General features: G+C 61.3%; 16 protein-coding genes. 11 read left to right on the top strand and 5 right to left on the bottom strand.

Going from position 1 to position 18,369, the window contains the following annotated elements:
• Positions 1-4: 4 nt before the first annotated feature.
• Both I6L47_RS13030 and I6L47_RS13025 read left to right on the top strand, forming a co-directional pair.
• The gene (locus I6L47_RS13030) at positions 5-292 is read left to right on the top strand and encodes a DUF3630 family protein (RefSeq protein WP_216947568.1); all 288 of its coding nucleotides are present in this window, start codon (positions 5-7) and stop codon (positions 290-292) included.
• Positions 293-451: 159 nt separating this feature from the next.
• Entirely contained in the window at positions 452-1,126 is a 675-nt protein-coding gene (locus I6L47_RS13025) for a 7-cyano-7-deazaguanine/7-aminomethyl-7-deazaguanine transporter (RefSeq protein ID WP_005340680.1), read from the top strand.
• A gap of 270 nt (positions 1,127-1,396) precedes the next feature.
• On the opposite strand, the gene rraA is transcribed toward I6L47_RS13025, so the two are convergent.
• On the bottom strand, positions 1,397-1,882 hold the full coding sequence (gene rraA / locus I6L47_RS13020; protein ID WP_005340678.1) for a ribonuclease E activity regulator RraA: 486 nt from the start codon (positions 1,880-1,882) through the stop codon (positions 1,397-1,399).
• A 146-nt stretch (positions 1,883-2,028) separates the two neighbouring features.
• Between rraA and I6L47_RS13015 the strand changes: the two genes are divergently transcribed.
• Entirely contained in the window at positions 2,029-3,882 is a 1,854-nt protein-coding gene (locus I6L47_RS13015) for a methyl-accepting chemotaxis protein (RefSeq protein ID WP_216947567.1), read from the top strand.
• 122 nt (positions 3,883-4,004) lie between these two features.
• A complete protein-coding gene (locus I6L47_RS13010) occupies positions 4,005-4,655 on the top strand; it encodes a chromophore lyase CpcT/CpeT (RefSeq protein ID WP_216947566.1) in 651 nt (216 codons plus the stop codon).
• A gap of 100 nt (positions 4,656-4,755) precedes the next feature.
• On the opposite strand, the gene rpmE is transcribed toward I6L47_RS13010, so the two are convergent.
• The gene (gene rpmE, locus I6L47_RS13005; RefSeq protein WP_005340673.1) at positions 4,756-4,971 is read right to left on the bottom strand and encodes a 50S ribosomal protein L31; all 216 of its coding nucleotides are present in this window, start codon (positions 4,969-4,971) and stop codon (positions 4,756-4,758) included.
• 148 nt (positions 4,972-5,119) lie between these two features.
• Between rpmE and priA the strand changes: the two genes are divergently transcribed.
• Complete coding sequence (gene priA, locus I6L47_RS13000) at positions 5,120-7,327, top strand: primosomal protein N' (RefSeq protein ID WP_216947565.1); 2,208 nt, start codon at positions 5,120-5,122, stop codon at positions 7,325-7,327.
• Between the two features lie 61 nt (positions 7,328-7,388).
• Here the strand turns inward: priA and I6L47_RS12995 are convergent, their stop codons facing one another.
• Positions 7,389-8,480 (bottom strand): hypothetical protein, encoded by a 1,092-nt coding sequence (locus tag I6L47_RS12995; RefSeq protein ID WP_216947564.1) that lies wholly within the window; start codon positions 8,478-8,480, stop codon positions 7,389-7,391.
• Between the two features lie 167 nt (positions 8,481-8,647).
• Between I6L47_RS12995 and I6L47_RS12990 the strand changes: the two genes are divergently transcribed.
• The 5 genes from I6L47_RS12990 to dtd all read left to right on the top strand — a co-directional run bounded on the left by I6L47_RS12990 (position 8,648) and on the right by dtd (position 14,546).
• Positions 8,648-10,081, top strand: coding sequence for a DUF2867 domain-containing protein (locus tag I6L47_RS12990; protein ID WP_216947563.1), 1,434 nt, complete (start codon positions 8,648-8,650; stop codon positions 10,079-10,081).
• A 169-nt stretch (positions 10,082-10,250) separates the two neighbouring features.
• Entirely contained in the window at positions 10,251-11,477 is a 1,227-nt protein-coding gene (locus I6L47_RS12985) for an aromatic amino acid transporter (protein ID WP_216947562.1), read from the top strand.
• A gap of 254 nt (positions 11,478-11,731) precedes the next feature.
• Complete coding sequence (locus I6L47_RS12980; RefSeq protein WP_216947561.1) at positions 11,732-12,973, top strand: malic enzyme-like NAD(P)-binding protein; 1,242 nt, start codon at positions 11,732-11,734, stop codon at positions 12,971-12,973.
• A gap of 176 nt (positions 12,974-13,149) precedes the next feature.
• On the top strand, positions 13,150-14,022 hold the full coding sequence (locus tag I6L47_RS12975) for a virulence factor BrkB family protein (RefSeq protein ID WP_005340664.1): 873 nt from the start codon (positions 13,150-13,152) through the stop codon (positions 14,020-14,022).
• An 86-nt stretch (positions 14,023-14,108) separates the two neighbouring features.
• A complete protein-coding gene (gene dtd, locus I6L47_RS12970; RefSeq protein ID WP_005340662.1) occupies positions 14,109-14,546 on the top strand; it encodes a D-aminoacyl-tRNA deacylase in 438 nt (145 codons plus the stop codon).
• Here dtd and I6L47_RS12965 read toward each other — a convergent pair.
• The gene (locus I6L47_RS12965) at positions 14,535-15,215 is read right to left on the bottom strand and encodes a spermidine synthase (protein ID WP_216949355.1); all 681 of its coding nucleotides are present in this window, start codon (positions 15,213-15,215) and stop codon (positions 14,535-14,537) included. The two genes, dtd and I6L47_RS12965, sit on opposite strands and share 12 nt — an antisense overlap.
• A gap of 51 nt (positions 15,216-15,266) precedes the next feature.
• Between I6L47_RS12965 and I6L47_RS12960 the strand changes: the two genes are divergently transcribed.
• Positions 15,267-16,172, top strand: a complete 906-nt coding sequence (locus I6L47_RS12960) for a bifunctional GNAT family N-acetyltransferase/hotdog fold thioesterase (protein WP_216947560.1) — start codon at positions 15,267-15,269, stop codon at positions 16,170-16,172.
• A gap of 57 nt (positions 16,173-16,229) precedes the next feature.
• Here I6L47_RS12960 and I6L47_RS12955 read toward each other — a convergent pair whose 3' ends face one another.
• Positions 16,230-18,329 (bottom strand): AsmA family protein, encoded by a 2,100-nt coding sequence (locus tag I6L47_RS12955; protein ID WP_216947559.1) that lies wholly within the window; start codon positions 18,327-18,329, stop codon positions 16,230-16,232.
• Positions 18,330-18,369 lie beyond the last annotated feature (40 nt).

The raw sequence follows: 18,369 nt of genomic DNA, 5'->3' as shown, positions 1-18,369 counted from the left end.
GGGCATGAGTTGGCAAATCAAACAGGTAGATAGCGACGCTGGCGTGGTGACGCTGGATTGTCCGGCGCTCGACTGGGACACGTTCCCGCTGTTGGCGCAGGCCTTGCTGCGAGAATGGGAGCTGCAGCCGCTCGATCAGGATGCCGGGGCCGACCGCCATAGTTGGTTGCTGGAGTTTGAAGAGAGCCAGTTTCGGCTGGAGTATGAACACTACAGCGGTTGCTGGCTGGAGGCGGTGCGCCCGGCGGATCGGGAGGCGCTGCTCTGGCTCGCCAGACAGCACAAGGTGTGACTATCGCCTGCAAGGCCTGCTCTGCCGCTGGCCAACCTGGACAAGCGTAATCGCATAAAGATTGAACTATCGGTTTGGGGGCGTATAATCTCGCCCCTCGATTATCGCCAATGGTGGCGATATGGGTTCCCTAACCCCATTAACCAAAAAGGTCACAAGATGAATCTGACCCCTGCGCAGTACCAAACGGCGCTCGTTCGCCTGTCGTTGTTCCACATCCTGATCATTGCCAGCAGCAACTATCTGGTGCAGCTGCCGATCACCGTGTTTGGCTTCCACACCACCTGGGGTGCGTTCAGCTTCCCGTTTATCTTCCTGGCGACCGACTTGACAGTGCGGATCTTCGGTGCCGGTCTGGCGCGCAAGATTATCCAGACCGTGATGCTGCCTGCGCTGGCGGTCTCCTATGCGCTCTCCGTGCTCTTCTTCGAAGGGAGCTTCCAGGGCGTTGGTCATCTGGCCGAATTCAACCTGTTCGTGGCGCGTATCGCGCTGGCCAGCTTTATGGCCTATCTGGTAGGGCAGTTCATGGATGTGGTGGTGTTCAACCGCCTGCGTCTGCTCAAGCAGTGGTGGATTGCACCTGCGGCCTCCACCCTGTTCGGTAATCTGGTTGATACCATCGCTTTCTTCAGTGTGGCCTTCTGGCGCACCACAGATCCTTTCATGGCAGAGCACTGGGTCGAGATCGCAACCGTCGATTACGTATTCAAGTTGCTGATAAGCCTTGGTTTGTTCGTGCCGCTCTACGGTGTCTTGTTGCGCTACCTCAGCCGCAAGCTGGTGGGCGAGGCCGGATTATCCAGCCTGCAAACGGCCACCCGGCAAGCCTGACCAGATTGACCACCCTTCGCGGTGGTCAATTTTTTTGCACTTTCTGCAAATAGCGCTTGCCTAGTTAAATGAGAATGATTATTGTTAACTTGTTTTCCGGGAAAGACTTCATTCGTTCCAACGTGATGGACTTCTTGTGAAGGCACGACATTGCTCACATTGCTTCCAGTTAAGGGCCAGTTTATCTGGCCCTCTTTTTTTGTCATTTTTCAGCAAGTTGCAGGCATAAAAAACGGGAGCCAAGGCTCCCGTCGTCACGCTGTCTGTGGCTTACTCGATATCGAGTGCCTCGGGGGAGAGGATCACCCCTGTGGTATCGGCGTAGAGGTGGTCATCAGGCAGGAAGGTAACGCCACCGAAGTTGACCGGCAGATCGGTCTCCCCTACATCCTTGCTGTCGGCACCGACCGGAATGGCTGCCAGTGCCTGAATGCCGATATCCAGATCTTCCAGAATGTCGACTTCGCGGACGCAGCCGTAGCAGACAATCCCTTCCCAATCGTTCTCTGCTGCTGTTGTGGCGATGTCGCTGTCGATCAGAGCGCGGCGCATGGAGCCACCGCCATCGATCAGCAAGACGCGTCCCAGTCCGTTCTCTTTGACGAGTTCACGGATAAGACCATTCGATTCGAAGCATTTGACGGTGGTGATGACACCGCCGAAAGAGGCGCGGCCGCCGAAGGAGCAGAGCATGGGTTCAAGCACATCCACCATGTCCTGATAGATGTCGCACAGTTCAGAAGTATTGTATTCCATAGTGTCAAATCCACGGCTGGAAACAGGTGCAACCAGTATAAGGAGTGGGTGTGGCATTTCAATGAATATTCCTTGCACAGATCACCTGTCGCCGCTTTTCTGCATAAGCTCAATGCAGTTCACTGCCTGTTTGCGAGAGGTCCATCGTGCTTATCCGTCATAAGTTGATCCTGAATACCGTGCTGGTTGCCGTTGCCATGCTGGTACTGAGCGGCCTGTTTATCTACTCCAGCCAGGTGCACCGTCACCTGACCGAAGCTCAGCGCAATATCGACCAGCTGGAGATCGCCATGCTCAACCTGCGGCGGGCCGAGAAGGATTTTCTGATCCGCAAGGATATGACCTTCGTCGAGCGCTTCAATCAGGGGCTGTCAGATTTTCACCAGCACAATCGGGAGCTGGTGACCGATGACAATCTGGCGGCTGTCGAGGGGGAGCTGACCAGACTGGATCAGCAGATCAGCGGCTATGGCAGAGCCTTCAACGATCTGGTGGCCCAGCAGCAGAAGATTGGTCTGGGGCCGGAGGAGGGGCTCTATGGCAAGCTGAGGGCGGCGGTGCATGAGGTGGAGAATGGGCTCAAGCAGCTGGATCAGCAGGGGTTGCTCATCACCATGCTGCAACTGAGGCGGGCGGAGAAAGACTTCATGCTGCGTTCCGATATCCAGTATCTGGAGCGTTTCGAGACCTTGCACAAGAGTTTTCAGGATAGCCTTGCCACTTTGCCGGAGGCGGGTCGCGGCAAGCTGGAGCAGGCCAGCAAGCAGTACCGGCAGGACTTTGTGGCGCTGGTGCAGGGGATGCAGGTACTGGGGCTGAAAGAGGATGAGGGGCTGCGCAACCAGATGCGGGATCTGGTGCATCAGACCGAACAGGGGTTTGCCGCCGTCGATCAGCACATTGTCGCTGAGCTGGAGCGGCAGAGCGCTCGCCTCAACAGCCTGATGCTGGTCTGTGGCGGGGTGATTGTGGTGCTGATCGGCATCATGAGCGTGTTGCTGGGGCGCAGCATCGACCGTCCCATTACTCAGGTGAATGATACCGTCAACCGCATTCGCCAGGATAATGACCTGCGCCTGAAGATAGAGCTGCGCGGGGCAGATGAAATGGCCCAGCTGGCAGGCAATCTCGACGTGATGCTGGGCGGGTTTCGCAACCTGATTGGCGATGTGAAGCAGAGCGTGCACACCCTGACCGAAGCGGCGGATCACCTCTCGGCCAACGTCAAACGCACCAGCGAAGGGGCGGCGCGCCAGCTGCAGGAGACCGACATGGTGGCGACCGCGTCCACAGAGATGGGCTCCACCATCGAAGAGATCGCCCGCAACACCGAGCAGGCGGCCAACAATGCGCAGGCGACCAACAACAAGGCGATGGAGGGGCGGACTGCGGTCGAGAATACTGTCGAGCAGATCCGCTCGCTGGCAGGCAATCTGGAGAGTTCATCCCGCGAGGTAAGCCAGCTGCAAAAAGAGAGCGAGACCATCGGCTCCGTGCTCGATGTGATCCGCGGCATTGCCGAGCAGACCAACCTGCTGGCCCTCAACGCAGCCATCGAAGCAGCTCGGGCAGGGGATCAGGGACGTGGTTTTGCGGTGGTGGCCGATGAGGTGCGCAATCTGGCCATCCGAACCCAAAAATCGACCCAGGAGATCGCCGGCATCATCAGCTCGCTGCAGAAACAGACCGGCAGCATCGTCGATGTGATGGCGACCTGCCGCGAGCAGGGCAACCGCAGCTCGGATCAGGCTAGTACCGCAGGGGAGTTGCTGGGGCAGATCACTCAGGATGTTACCCACATCATGGACATGAGCACCCAGATTGCTGCGGCTATCGAACAGCAGAGTCTGGTGGCCAACGAGGTGAACCGCAACGTCAACAACATCCGCGACATCGCCCAGGAGTCGAGCATCATGGCGGAGGAAAATGCGAGATCCAGCGAGGGTCTCAACGAGCAGGCCCAGCTGCTCAACAAGGCGGTGGCAAAATATCGGGTTTAGTGAGCGGACTGGCATCCTTGTGAGGTTTTTGCACCAGAGTGGCAATGATTTGATCGTAATGGCTGTTATTGGGGAAATTCGCTCATATAATCGCCGCCACTATGATGATTCGGAAGGATTCGATGGCAAAGTTGCTGGTGGCCGTATTCGGGCTGCTCTGTTCCTGTCTGGTGTTGGCAGGATCGGCGCCTCAGGCTACCCCACTCAAGCCCGGTATGGAGCCGCTACTCAGCTGGTTCAACGGGGCCTTTACGAGCCGGGAGCAGGCCAGTTACGACAGCCGCTTTACCAGTGCCGAGCTGCGCTTGATGGAGATCTGGCCCGGCTATCAGGGCTATCGCTGGGTCTATGCCGAGCAGTATCTGAGCATGCGCTCCGTCCGTCCTTTCCGCCAGCGCATCTATCGCTTCTCACCTGCTCCTGACGGGCGGGTCCTGATGGCAGAGCTGACTATGCCCCGTGCCACCGATTTTGCCGGTGCCTGGCATGATCCCGCCCTGCTCGACAGTCTGACCCCGCAGCAGCTCTCCTTGCGCCACGGTTGCGAGATCTGGCTGACCCGTACCCCCTCCGGCGAATATGCCGGTCATACCCGGGTGGGCCATTGCTCCACCGATTTTGGTGGTGCCACAACGCTGGTGCAGCATATCTGGATTGGCCCCGATAGCGTCAGATTGCTGGATCGCGCCTATGACAACGCAGGGAGTCCGCGCTGGGGTAGCCCGGGTGAGGGGTATGTCTATTTGCGTCGTTCCAAAGGATTTGGCCAGTAGGGGAGAGTGCGTCTGGCTGCGGGAACATGAAGGATGAAAAACAGGGATCGTAAAAAAGGCGCCCATTGGGCGCCTTTTTCAGAATTCTTCAGAAGTAAAATTACTTCTTGGTGGTCATCGCACCGAAACGCTTGTTGAACTTGTCTACGCGGCCGCCGCTAGAAACTTCTTTCTGCTTGCCGGTGTAGAACGGGTGGCACTCGGAGCACACGTCCAGGTTCAGATCTTTACCGATGGTAGAGAAAGTGTTGATGACGTTACCGCAAGAGCACTTGGCGGTGATGGCTACGTAGTCAGGATGGATACCAGCTTTCATGGACAACCTCAATTAATAGGCCGTGTCGCCATCCGATCTCTTGTCGGACACCACACGATTGTTGAACACAGTTTCAAAGGCTGCGAATAATATAGGAAATGCCTGATATCAGGCAAGTGGCTTCGCAGAAAAAATAGGCAACCCCCTGGTGAATTCTTCCCAAACGCTGGATCTGGTTCGTGTCGCTGTCCCGGTACCGTTACGCCGTCACTTCGACTATCTCTCTCCCCTGCCGTTACCTGCCCCCGGTTGCCGGGTCGAGATCCCTTTCGGTCCCCAGACCCTGGTCGGACTGGTGGTGGATCATCCGGCTGACAGCCTGGTGCCCCGCAACAAGCTCAAGCCCATCAAGCGTGTACTCGATGCGACGCCGGTGCTGGGGCCGGATATTCTGGCGCTGATGAACTGGAGCGCCAGCTACTACCAGCATCCGCTGGGGGAAGTGCTGCCCCACGCCCTGCCGGTGCTGGTGCGCAAGGGGGAGCCTGCCGCTTATCGTGAACTGGAGTTCTGGTTTGCCACTGAGGCTGGCATGGCCATCGACCTTAACGAGCTCAAGCGGGCGGCCAAGCAGCAGCAAGCGCTCGCCTTGCTGCGCAAGGGGCCGCAGACCCCTTCCGCCCTCAAGCAGGAGGAGATCCAGAGCGCCGCTCTCACCGCGCTGGAGAAGAAGGGGCTGCTGGAGAAGCGTTCGCTGGAGCCGAGCCACGACGGCGATTGGGCCGCCCGTTTTGAACCGGGGGAGGGGCTGCGCCTCAACGGCGAGCAGGCATTGGCCGTCTCTGCCGTTACCAGCCAGAGCGACAAGTTCGGCGCCTTCCTGCTGGATGGCATCACAGGCTCCGGCAAAACCGAGGTGTATTTAAGCATCCTCGAGCCCCTGCTCAAGGCGGGCAAGCAGGCGCTGGTGATGGTGCCGGAGATCGGCCTGACCCCGCAAACCATCAACCGCTTCCGGCGCCGCTTCAACGTGCCGGTGGTGGCGATGAACTCTGCTATGAACGATCGGGAACGGCTCGACGCCTGGCTCGCCTGCCGCGACGGCGGCGCCGCCATCCTGATCGGTACCCGCTCCGCGGTGTTCACCCCGTTTCACAACCTCGGCATCATCATCATCGACGAGGAGCACGACGGCTCCTTCAAGCAGCAGGACGGTTTTCGCTACCACGCGCGGGATCTGGCGGTGATGCGGGCTCATCGTGCCGGTATCCCCATCCTGCTTGGCTCGGCTACCCCATCGCTGGAGACATTGCACAACGCCCGCAGCGGCAAGTATCGCCACCTTACCCTGACTCGCCGTGCCGGCAATGCCCAGACCGCCCGTCAGGTGATCCTGGATATCAAGAACGTGCGGCTGCAGGCCGGGCTCTCCCCCCAGCTGGAGCAGCTGATGGCAGAGCATCTGGCGGCGGGCAATCAGGTGATGCTGTTTCTCAACCGCCGTGGCTATGCCCCGGCTCTGATCTGTCACCAGTGTGGCTGGAGCGCCGCTTGCGAGCGTTGCGATGCCTGGTACACCTGGCATCAGGCCGGGCGGCGACTGCACTGCCACCACTGTGACAGCGTGCGCCCGCTGCCCCACCACTGCCCCGAGTGTGGCAGCAACGAACTGATCGGATCGGGAGTGGGCACCGAGCAGTTGGAGCAGCTGCTCACCACGGTGTTCCCGCAATATCCGGTGGTGCGCATCGATCGGGACAATACCCGCCGCAAGGGGGAGCTGGAGACCCATCTCGGCGACATCAAGGCGGGCAAGTACAAGATCCTGATCGGCACCCAGATGCTGGCCAAGGGCCACCACTTCCCGGATGTGACGCTAGTGGGTCTGCTGGATGTGGATGGTGCCCTGTTCAGCGCCGATTTTCGCGCAGCCGAGAAACTGGCCCAGCTCTACACCCAAGTGGCGGGCCGCGCCGGTCGCGCCAGCAAACCCGGGTTGGTAGTGCTGCAGAGCCACCATCCGGAGCATGCCCTGCTGCAGGATCTGACGCAGAACGGTTACGGCCACTTCGCCGATACGGCGTTGAAAGAGCGCCGCCTGCTGGGGTTGCCGCCCTTCAGCTATCAGGGGCTGTTCCGCGCCGAGGCCAACGGTCGTGACGAGGTGCAGCTGTTCCTCGCCCGCCTCGCCGATACCCTGCGCAGCGCCCGCTATCCCCACGTTCAGGTGCTGGGGCCCATCAGCGGCTTTATGGAGCGCAAGGCGGGCAAGTTCCGCATGCAGTTGCTGGTGCAGGGGCCGAATCGGGCCCCGCTGGCCCAGCTGCTCGATTGGGCGGTGAAGGAGCTGGAGGGATGGCCCGAGACCAAGCGGGTACGCTGGAGCCTCGATATCGACCCCACCGAGCTGAACTGAGTCAGGTTCCGGTCGCTGATGGGCTTTGTCAGCGACCGGGTTTGCCATGCGGGTGCTGGGTTCAGACCCGCAGATCGATCTGCTGCACCCAGCCGCCCTTGCCCTGTTCGGTCACATAGAGGCCGGATTGGCGCAGCACCCCCTGATTACCGCTCTCCCCCAGATGGTGGAAGGGGGTGTCGAGGGGGCGCAGCAGGATGGCACCGATCCCCAGTTCGACCAGAGCTATAGGGGCGTGCTCCGGATGCCAGAACTGCAGCGCTGAAAACTGGCTGTCCCCCTCGTCCAGCACCCCGTTGCCATCCTCATCCAGGGTTGCCAGCTCGCCGAAGCCATTGCCGGATCGGGCGCCAAACAACTCGCCCCCATCGTCTATGGTGCCGTTGCCATTGCGATCCAGCGCCACAAAGCCGCTGCCTTCACTCAAGCCCGGCAGGCTGTCCTCCTTGCCATCCTGATCGATGTCGAAATTGACCCGAGCCTCGGTCAGATCGGCGATCTTGCCATCCAGACTGAGCACCAGCGGGTCTTTCAGGGCATTGAGGGTGGTGCGCCGCTGGCTCACCTCCAGCTGGCGCCAGTCGAGCACAAAGCCGAGATCGAGCTGAATAGTCTGACCATCCCGAGTCGCTACGCTGGCCGATGCCACCACGTTGAGCTGCTCCTGTTGCAGCAGGGTGTCAGTCACCTCCACCAGTTGATCCGGCTCGGCGGCTTGAGCAGCGGCGTCTCCTTGGGTCACTCCATCGCCTCCTTCTTCGGAGGGTTTGATCGGCTTGGGCAGCTCGATTTCGTGGCCCAGCATCGCCTCGATCATCAGCTTGATCAGTCGCTGGCGGTTATCCAGCCCATCGTCGGGAATGCCATCCTGCTCTTTGCCGACGTCCGCTGCGGGCGGGGCGGGAGGTGTTGCTGCTTGCTGACTGGCGGCGGATTGCCTCGCGGTTTGCAGCGTCAGGGCGCTGGTGAGGGTCAGGGTGCTGCTGCGTTCGCCGGCCACTGCCGCGTTGTTGCCTTCCGGTGGATTGACGACGGGTGGCACTGGCCCGAGGTTGCGCACCTTGCGGCTCTGGGCCTGTTGTTGCCGGTATTGCACCTCCCCCTGGAGGTCGTAGTGATCGATGCGCATACGTTCGCCCTCGGCGCTATACATCTGGTCAGTTATCGACCAGCGAATGAGCAGGGCTTAACACCAAATCGGACTAATCAGGGAAGTGGTTAGTACTAGGTTGCAAGGTGGTGGCGTGGCAGGATGATGGGCATGCGGGTGCTAGCCCGTTTGCCCAAGCGCAGGGCGCAACATGTGAAGAGGAAGAGAGGATGAGAAATTGTCTGGTGATGGGAGCGGCAGGATATATTGGTTCCTATCTGGTGCCCCACCTGCAAACGCTGGGCTACAGGGTGATTGCCGGGGCGCGCCGTCCCTGCCGCTTGCCTGAGGGAGTCGAGTTTCGCCTCGCCGACAGCCTCAAACCCATCACACTGCTGCCTGCGCTGGCGGGCATAGATACCGTCTTCTATCTGGTGCATGCCATGGGGGCGGGGGCCGATTTTCACCGGCTGGAGCAGCAGGGGGTAAAGAATTTTGCCGCCGCTGCCCGCGCCGCCGGGGTGCGCCGCATCATCTATCTTGGGGCGATCCAGCCGGAGCAGTGCAACAGCCGTCATCTCAACTCCCGCCGCCACTGTGGCGAGCTGTTTCGTGACTCCGGCGTACCGACGGTGGAGCTGCGCGCCGGCATCATCATCGGGCCCGGTTCGGCGGCGTTCGAGGTGATGCGGGATCTGGTGTTCAACCTGCCGATGATGGTGACGCCCAAATGGGTGCGCTCGCGCACGCCGCCGATTGCGCTGTCCAACCTGTTGCACTATCTGGGCGGGCTGGTAGAGGCAGACGAGGTGGATGGGCTCATCTTCAACGCGGTCGGCCCCGAGCTGCTCAGCTATCAACAGCAGTTGCAGAAGTTCGCCGCCCATATCGGCAAGCGCTGCCCCATCATTCCCATCCCGTTTCTGAGTCCGCGCCTCTCAGCCTGGTGGCTGCAGTTTGTTACCTCGGTGCCGCAACCGGTGGCCAAGGCGCTGGTGGGGGGCCTCAAGCACGATATCCCGGCCGACGATGGTCCGCTGCGTGCCCTGCTACCACAGACCCTGCTCAGCTTCGATGAGGCGCTGGCGGAGAGTCTGGCGCTGGAGCAGAAGCTGGGTGCCGAACAGCAGGGGCAGGAGACGCCGCTCGGCCTGCGCTGGCGCCATCCCGAATATGGCTTCTACGACCGCACCGCCAGCGGCGAGGCCATCTGCCTCGCCTCTCCCGAGGTGGTGTGGCAGGTGTTACAGCAGCTGGGGGGTGAGCAGCGCTACTTCTACATGAACGAGCTGTGGGTGGTGCGTGAATGGATGGATCATCTGATCGGCGGCCCGGCTCGCACTCGTGGCCGCACCAATCCCGATCGCTTCGTGAAGGGGGACATGCTCGACTCCTGGCAGATCCTCGGGGTGGATGAGGGGCGCAGGCTCGATCTCTTGTTCAACATGAAGGCCCCGGGCGTCGGGCGGCTGGAGTTCAACCTCCTGCCGGAGGAGTCCGGGTTGACCCGCATCCGGGTCACCGCTCACTGGCACCCGCAGGGCGCCTGGGGGCTGGCCTACTGGCTCGCCATGCTGCCGTTCCACCTCTTTATCTTTCAGGGGATGACCGAAGCCATCGCCCGTCAGGCCGAAGCGAGGGCAGGTATCCCGGTGATGGATTAACCCCTCTTCACATCATTCCCGCTGATAGAGTGCCCCGTTCGGGGCACTTTTTATGCGGCGGCCATACCCTGTTATGGCAGATAGTGGTAGGCGTCTCATGGCAAAGGCTGGCATCATGCCGCGATCTTGTTTACCGCGGATAGATAATCAGTCAGAAAAAGAAGGGATTATGAAGAAAAAACCGTCAATTTTGGGGGGCGCCTGCATCATTGCCAGCGTCTGCGTGGGAGCCGGCATGCTCGGTCTGCCGAGTTCGGGGGCGGGGGCCTGGACCCTCTGGTCGGTGCTGGCGCTGACCATCACCATGGTGATGATGACCCTCTCCGGCTGGATGCTGCTGGAATCCTTCCAGCACCACGATATGCGGGTCTCCTTCAATACCGTGACTCGCGAGCTGCTGGGGGAGAAGCTCAATCTCCTCAACAACCTCTCGGTCTACTTTGTTGGCGGCATTCTGCTCTACGCCTATATCACCTCCTCCGGTGCCATCCTGCAGGGGATACTGGGGATCGACAGCAAGCTTGCATCCGTGCTGTTTGTGGCGCTCTTCTCTGCTGTGGTGTGGCACTCGACCCGCGCCGTTGACCGTATTTCGGTGGTGCTGATCGCCTTCATGATCCTCAGCTTCGCCCTCGGTGTGGCCGGTCTGCTCGGCAGTATCAAGCTGCCGACCCTGCTCGATCTGGCGGACAGCGAGAGTCGCTACGCCCCCTATGCCATGGCGATGCTGCCAGTGGCGCTCACCTCGTTCGGCTATCACCACTCGGTGGCATCTCTGCGTGCCTACTACCAGAACGAGCAGCAGGCCAGATGGGCCATTCTGGGGGGAACCCTGATCGCGCTGGCGCTCTACGTGCTCTGGCTGCTGGGGATCTTCGGCAACCTGCCCCGTCAGGATTTTGCCCCCGTGATTGCCAAGGGAGGGGACGTGAGCGTGCTGCTCTCCGCGCTTTCAGGGGTGATCGAATCGGAGAAGGTGGCCAGCGCAATCAACGGCTTCTCGATGGCGGCCATCCTCTCCTCCTTTATCGGGGTAGGGCTCGGGGTGTTCGACTATCTGGCTGATCTGTTCAAGTTCGACAACAGCCGCGCCGGTCGCTGCAAGACCTGGGCGGTCACCTTCCTGCCGCCGCTGGTGCTCTCCCTGCTCTTCCCGTTTGGCTTCCTGCTGGCCATCGGCTATGCCGGTGCCGCCGCCACCATCTGGACCTGCATCATCCCGGCACTGCTGGTGCTGCGCACCCGGGCGCGGGCCGAGCGGGGCGAAGTGACACCCCATTTCGTCACCCCAGGCGGCAAGCTGATGGCTTGGCTGCTGATCCTGTTCGGATTGGCGACCGCGCTGTTCCACTTCCTGTCGATGGCAAATCTGTTGCCGGTCTATCTGGGCAGCTGAGTCAGGTCTACAGCTCTGACAGAAAGGGCGGCAAGGCCAACTTGCCGCCCTTTTTGCGCCATTTTTACCCCACGCAGCAGGATCTATAACTAAAGTGGTAGGTGTGAGTGGGGTAAGGTGCTGAAATGACTGGTCTGATCTGGCTGGCGGTAGCATGATCTGCTGGGAATGCCCCCTGCTTTCTTTTATGATCCCCGCCCTTCTGTGTGCCCCCTGTCGGCACCTCATTTGCACCAACCACATCGGGGTCCCCCATGTCCGATCTGCGTCAAGAAGCACTCGATTACCACGCCCTGCCTGTACCGGGCAAAATTGCCATCGCCCTGACCAAGCCTGCCGAAACCGCCCGCGATCTGGCGCTGGCCTACAGCCCGGGTGTTGCCGAGCCGGTGCGCGAGATCGCCGCCAACCCGGCCGATGCCTACCGTTATACCGGCAAGGGTAATCTGGTGGCCGTCATCTCCAACGGCACCGCCATTCTGGGTCTGGGCAATCTGGGGCCGCTCGCCTCCAAGCCGGTGATGGAGGGCAAGGCCCTGCTGTTCAAGCGCTTCGCCGGTATCGACGCCATCGACATCGAGGTGAAGCACGAGACCAGCCAGCAGTTTATCGACACGGTGGCGGCTATCGCCGATACCTTCGGCGGCATCAATCTGGAAGATATCAAGGCACCTGAGTGCTTCGAGATTGAAGAGGCGCTGATCGCGCGCTGCGATATTCCGGTGTTCCATGATGACCAGCACGGTACCGCCATCGTCACCGCCGCCGGGCTGCTCAACGCGCTGGAAGTGCAGGGCAAGCAGATCAGCGACAGCCGCATCGTCTGCATGGGGGCGGGGGCTGCCGCCACCGCCTGCATGGATCTGCTGATCAAGTGTGGCGCCAGGGCGCACAACATCTTCATGCTGGATCGTCAGGGGGTGATTCACACCGGCCGCAGCGATCTCAACAAGTACAAGCAGCGCTTCGCCAACGAGACCCCGCTGCGTACCCTGATGGATGTCATCGAAGGGGCGGATGTGTTTGTCGGTGTCTCCGGCCCCGACGTGTTGCCCGCCGAGGCGGTCGCCCTGATGGCGCCCAACCCGGTGATCTTTGCCTGCTCCAACCCGGACCCGGAGATCAAGCCTGCGCTGGCCCACGGGGTGCGCAGCGACCTCATCATGGGTACCGGCCGCTCCGACTACCCGAACCAGATCAACAACGTGCTCTGCTTCCCCTTCATCTTCCGCGGTGCCCTCGATGCCCGTGCCAGCCGCATCAACGATGCCATGAAGATTGCCGCGGTCGAGGCGATCCGCGCGCTGGCCAAGGAGCCGGTGCCGACCGAGGTGCTGACCGCCGCCGGGGTGAGCGAGCTCGCCTTCGGCAAGGATTACGTTATTCCCAAGCCGATGGATGCCCGTCTGCTGCCGCGGGTTGCCCGCGCCGTGGCGCTGGCGGCGGTGGCCTCCGGCGTTGCCCGCATCGAGCTGCCCGCGGACTACATGCTGTAATCCGGCGTTGCAAACGGCCCCATAGCGGGGCCGTTTTTATTTCTGCTTCTGGCGACAGCCAGAGACGCCAGCCGGGCGACAGGTTGGGGCATATGGAGGCAAATCGGGTGCAAAGGTGGTCAAACAGCGCTCTCCTCTGACACAATATTGCCACTATGACGCTAACGAGAATCAAGATGCAGCAGCCTGTCAGCGGCCGTTTGGCCCACGCCCTCTCCTTCTTGCGCCATGATGGTCGCCACTTTGCCCAGTTTGTCTGGGGCCGTTTCCAGCAGGACAGATTGACGGTTACCGCCGGTTATCTGGCCTATGTCACCCTGCTTTCGCTGGTGCCGATGATCGCCGTGGTCTTTGGCATGATGTCCGCCTTCCCGGTGTTCCAGAGCCTCAAGCAGGCGATGGAGCAGTTCGTCTACCACAACTTCGTGCCGACCGCGGGCGACATGCTCAAGGAGTACATCGACGGCTTCGTCGCCAATGCCACCAACACCACGGCAGTGGGGATTGGGGCGCTGGTGGTGGTGGCGTTGATGCTGATCTCCGCCATCGACAAGAACCTCAACTACATCTGGCGTTCGACCCAGGGCCGCCCGCTGGCGCAAGCCTTTGCCATGTACTGGATGATCCTGACCCTGGGGCCTGTGCTTATCGGAGCCAGTATCGCCATCTCTTCTTACATCTTCTCGCTGCGGCTGTTTGGCGCCGAGAGCCTGTTCGGTATCGGTTATCTGCTGTTGCGGGGTTTGCCGTTCCTTTTCTCGGTGCTCACCTTCCTGCTGGTCTATACCGTGGTACCCAACTGCAAGGTGCGGCTGATCCACGCCTTTATCGGCGCGCTGGTGGCGGCGACCCTGTTCGAGCTGGCCAAGCGCGGCTTTGCCATCTACATCACCAACTTCCCCTCCTATCAGGCCATCTATGGCGCGCTGGCCACCATCCCGATCCTGTTTGTCTGGGTCTATTTGAGTTGGCTGGTGGTGCTGCTTGGTGCGGAGACTACCGCCTGCCTCGGCGAGTACGAGAAGCCGGCGAGCGAGGAGCTGGGCTAAGCCATCGCCTTGCCCACCGGTTTATTGGTAGCATCGACGACCGCCCCTGCGAGGGGGCGGTCGTTCTGTTTTCAAAGGAGAGGGATGTGATTGCATTGATTCAGAGGGTCAGCGAGGCCAGCGTGACTGTCGAGGGGGAGGTGACCGGTGCCATCGGTCAGGGATTGCTGGTGCTGCTCGGGGTAGAGCAGGGGGATGACGAGGCCAAGGCCGACAAGTTGCTGCATCGGGTCAGTGGTTATCGCATCTTTCCGGATCAGGAGGGCAAGATGAACCTGAATGTCAGCCAGATCGGCGGCAGTCTGCTGGTGGTCTCCCAATTCACGCTGGCGGCGGATACCAAGCGAGGGATGCGTCCCAGCTTCTCCTGCGGAGCTCACCCGAGCGAGGCCGAGCGGCTCTATGACTACTTCGTGGCCAAGGCTTCAGCCAGCGGCATTCCGACCGAAACCGGTCGTTTTGCCGCCGACATGAAGGTGGCGCTGGTCAACGAGGGGCCGACGACCTTCTGGCTACAGGTCTGAGGATGTTTCGTCCCGCGGTGTGACGTGGACGATCACGTTGATGAGCCCCGCAACCGGATAGGGGGTTGCCGGGCCAATCCACTGTTCGATCAGTGTCAGGGCGTGGGTTAGCTCCAGTTCTGTGCGCGGCAGCAGGTTGATCACCAGGGGGCCGCACAGGCGGGGAGCCAGCGCCCGGTAGAGCCGCTCCTGAAACAGCAGCAGCGGGTTGCCATCCTGACTGAAGAGATCGAGCAGGATGAGATCGTACTGCTGTTCGCTCTGCTCCAAAAAGGCGAGGGCATCGGCCTGATGGAGTGCCGGAGCGGCGTGTTCATCGCTCTCCTGATGCTGGAAAAACTGCTGATAAACGGTCAGTACCTCTTCGTCGAGGTCAACGCACTCGTGGCGAGCATCTGGCCAGCGCTGACTCAGGTGGCGGGTGAGATCGCCGCCACCCAGCCCCAGTTCGAGTATCTGTGTGGCCTGCTCGGGCAGCAGGTAGGCGATGACCCGCTGATGGGGCAGACAGAGGGCGGCGGGGTCGGCGAGCGACATGGCGGATTGCACCACGCCGTCTATCTCCAGCCAGCGGTGCTGGTCATTTTCCTGTACCGTGAGGCGGCGCTGGGGTTTGACGCTGAGGTGCAACAAGTGATCGGCTTGGTACGCTTGCAGATTGAAGTCCATGAATTTGCACGGCAAGATGGTTTCCGACCAGTGTAACTCAAGGATGAAACTATGTACCGGGTAGTCACCCCTCAGACAGTCGCCGAGCTGGATGCCTACTACCAGTTGCGCTGGGAGCTTCTGCGTAAGCCCTTCAATCTGCCCGTCGGTTCCGAGCGGGACGAATACGACACGGTCGCCATTCACCGGCTGATGCTGGCACCCGATGGCACCCCCATCGCTGTGGGCCGCCTCTTTATCGGCGGCGACGAGGCGCAGATCCGCTTTATGGCGCTGCGTCCCGAATATCGCGGCCAGGGGCTGGGCGCCAAAATGGTGGAGGATCTCGAGCAGCTGGCCCGCAGCGAGAAGGTGAAACGGCTGGTGATGAATGCCCGTCAGGAGGCGGTGGAGTTCTATCGCAAGTGCGGCTTTCTCGAAGTGGGGGGCGGCCCTGTCTCATTTGGTCGCATTCCCCATCGCCAGATGATCAAATCCCTGAGCCCGTTGCAGACTATCCAGTACCGGCCGGAGTGGTGTCAGGATCTCACCACCCGCTGGTCACGTGGGGTGCCCATCAGCGAGAAGATGGGGATGCACATCAGCCACTACGACGGCCAGACCTTCCATCTCAAGGCCAATCTGGCGGCCAATTTCAACGTGCATGGCAGCATGTTCGCCGGCAGTGTCTACAGCCAGTGCGTGCTGGCAGGCTGGGGGCTGATCTGGTTGCAGCTTAAAGAGGAGTGCCTGGTGGGCGAGCCGGTGCTGGCCGAGAGCTCCATCAAATATCATGGCCCGGTCGATGAGGAGCCGGAGGCGCGAGTGGCCCGCGAGGGGATGCCCGCCGTGCTGCAGCCGCTCAAACGGGGTGAGCCTGCCACCTTCAGCCTCAAGATCCAGCTGTTCAGCGGCAGCAAGCTGGCGGCGGAGTTCTGCGGTCACTACGTGGTGCAGCCGCCCCGCCGTCCGGGCTAGTAACCGCGTCGTTTCCCCATCAAACAACAAGGCCTCATCATGAGGCCTTGTCTGTTTTTACCCTTGCTGGCTGTCGCTTGTCTGCCCGGTTTGGGTCTGCACTTGGGCTTGGGCTTTCGTTGCGGGAGCCGGTCGCCAGAGCGGGGCGCTGTTGCCTTGCGGCGGATAGCGTACTCCCACTTCCCAGCCGCAGGCGTCCTGCTTCTGCGGGAAGCTCCAGGCCAGTGTGGGTTCCGTCAGCGGCCCGCGCCACTGGCCGAGCAGCTCGGCGCAGCGGTTGCCGTTGAGGATCCCCAGATCGAGCTGCCACTGTTCGTTGACCAGATCGATCCCCCCTTGCAGCGCCAGCAGATGAGTGATGGTGGAGGCGCCAGCCTGCTCGACTTGTAGTTGCCCCTTGTCGATCTTGCCCTGCAGCTTGATGCGGTAGAAGGGGGTGTCACCCTCCTGCATCGCCTGCCACAGCTGATCCGGCGTCAGGGTGGGCGGGGTCGCCCCCTTGAACCACTCATCCAGCAGCGGGTCTATCTTTACCTTGTCCCAGAACGGCTCGTCGGCATCGAGGGCAAAGCTGCCTTGCAGGGTCTGGCGCCACTCGCCCGCCGTTTTGCCGTGTTCGGCTTGCAGGTCGGCGCTCACGTCCGCCTTGCCGGCAAAGGAGACCGGAGAGTGGAGTATCTTGCCCCACTGTTGCAGATCCAGCTTGGTCGCCTGCAGTTGCAGGCGGCTGCTCTGGCCCGGTTCGCGGCCCCACTGGCCACTCAGGCTGAGAGTGCCCTCATCCGGCAGCGAGCTGGTGAGTTTGCCCAGTTGCCAGGAGCTGGGGGTCAGCTCCCCATCCAGCTCGCCGTTGCGGGCGCTGAGGCCATCCCACACCAGCTCGAACCACTTGCTCTCGATACGGGCGCGGCCGAGCAGCGGGCCGGGTTGGTTATCGCGCAGGGCGAGATCACTCAGATAGAGCTGCCAGCCGGTCAGCGACAGGGGCAGGGTATCGTCGAAGGAGAGCACCTTGAGCTTGTCGAACGCCAGCTTGCGGATATCGACCTGCTGCGGGCGCCAGCTCTGCCAATCCTGCCACCACCCTTGCGGCAGGCTGATATCCATGCCGCTCAGCGCCACGTCTTTCAGGGTCAGCTTCTGCTGCTGGCTATCGAGGGAGAGCTCGACATTGAACACCCCTTCATAGGCCTTGCCCTGCAGTTCGCCGTCGATCTGCTGGGGCGAGAAGGCGAGCTTGCCCTTGATCTCCTCCAGCTGGAACAGGCCACGGCCCATGTCGCCCAAGGTGCCGCTCAGATAGCCGGTGGGCTGGTTGCCCGCCTGCCAGTTGAAGGCGGTGAGCTGGCCGCTGAAGTTGTTGAAGGAGAGCTCCTGATTGATGTCGTTGAGGCTGACGCCGTCCAGCTGACCGCGATCCAGCGACACGCTTTGCAACGGGAAGCCTTGCTGTGTCAGATCACCCAGCTCTATCCGCATGCCGCGTGCCTTGAGATCGTGCAGTTGCAGGGTGCGAGCGGGCCAGTCCAGCACCATGCCGGTCTCCAGCAGACCGTCGAACAGGTTGGTCACCAGCTTGTCGGTGCGCAGCACTTCTCCTTCCAGCCGTCCTTGCAGGTTGAGACGGGCGAAGGTGAACTGCGGAGTCTCCAGCTGGCCGATATTGAGGCTCAGGTTGGCCTGTGGCTGCCGTTTCGGATCGATCAGCTCCCAGTCGCTCAGGGTGGCATTGAGGCCGCGCAGGGTCAGCTCGGGGCTCTCCAGACTGAGCCGGTCTATGGTGCTGTCACTGATGGTGAGGGAGTGCACCGGCAGGTTCGGCAACTGGTTGGGCAGCGGCAGCTTGATGGCGGGGCGAATGAGATCGAGATGGGCGATGCGCACGTCGCGGCTCATCCAGTCGATGCTCTCGATCTCCAGATAGATCTTGTCGAGGGAGACCGCATCGCCGTAACGTACCTGCTCAGCCAGCAGGGTGTAAGGGTGCAGCGGGTTGAACACCAGTCGTCCTATGGTGACCGGTACGCCGGTCTGCTGGCTGATCCAGCTGGCGACGGGGCCTTTGGCGCGCTCGGCGTCGAACAGGCCGAGGGCAACCCAGACAAACAGCAGCAGGAAGGCGAAGGTGTAGAGCAGGCCGCGTAGCCAGGAATTCATGGTTGCTTTCCTCCTGTTTTGGGATGTGTTGTCAGGCGTT

It is taken from the genome of Aeromonas sp. FDAARGOS 1417 (genome assembly GCF_019046985.1).
Taxonomy (GTDB): Bacteria; Pseudomonadota; Gammaproteobacteria; order Enterobacterales; family Aeromonadaceae; genus Aeromonas; species Aeromonas veronii.
Note: the sequence above shows the minus strand (reverse complement) of the source record. Positions and strands in the feature narration are given on the sequence as shown.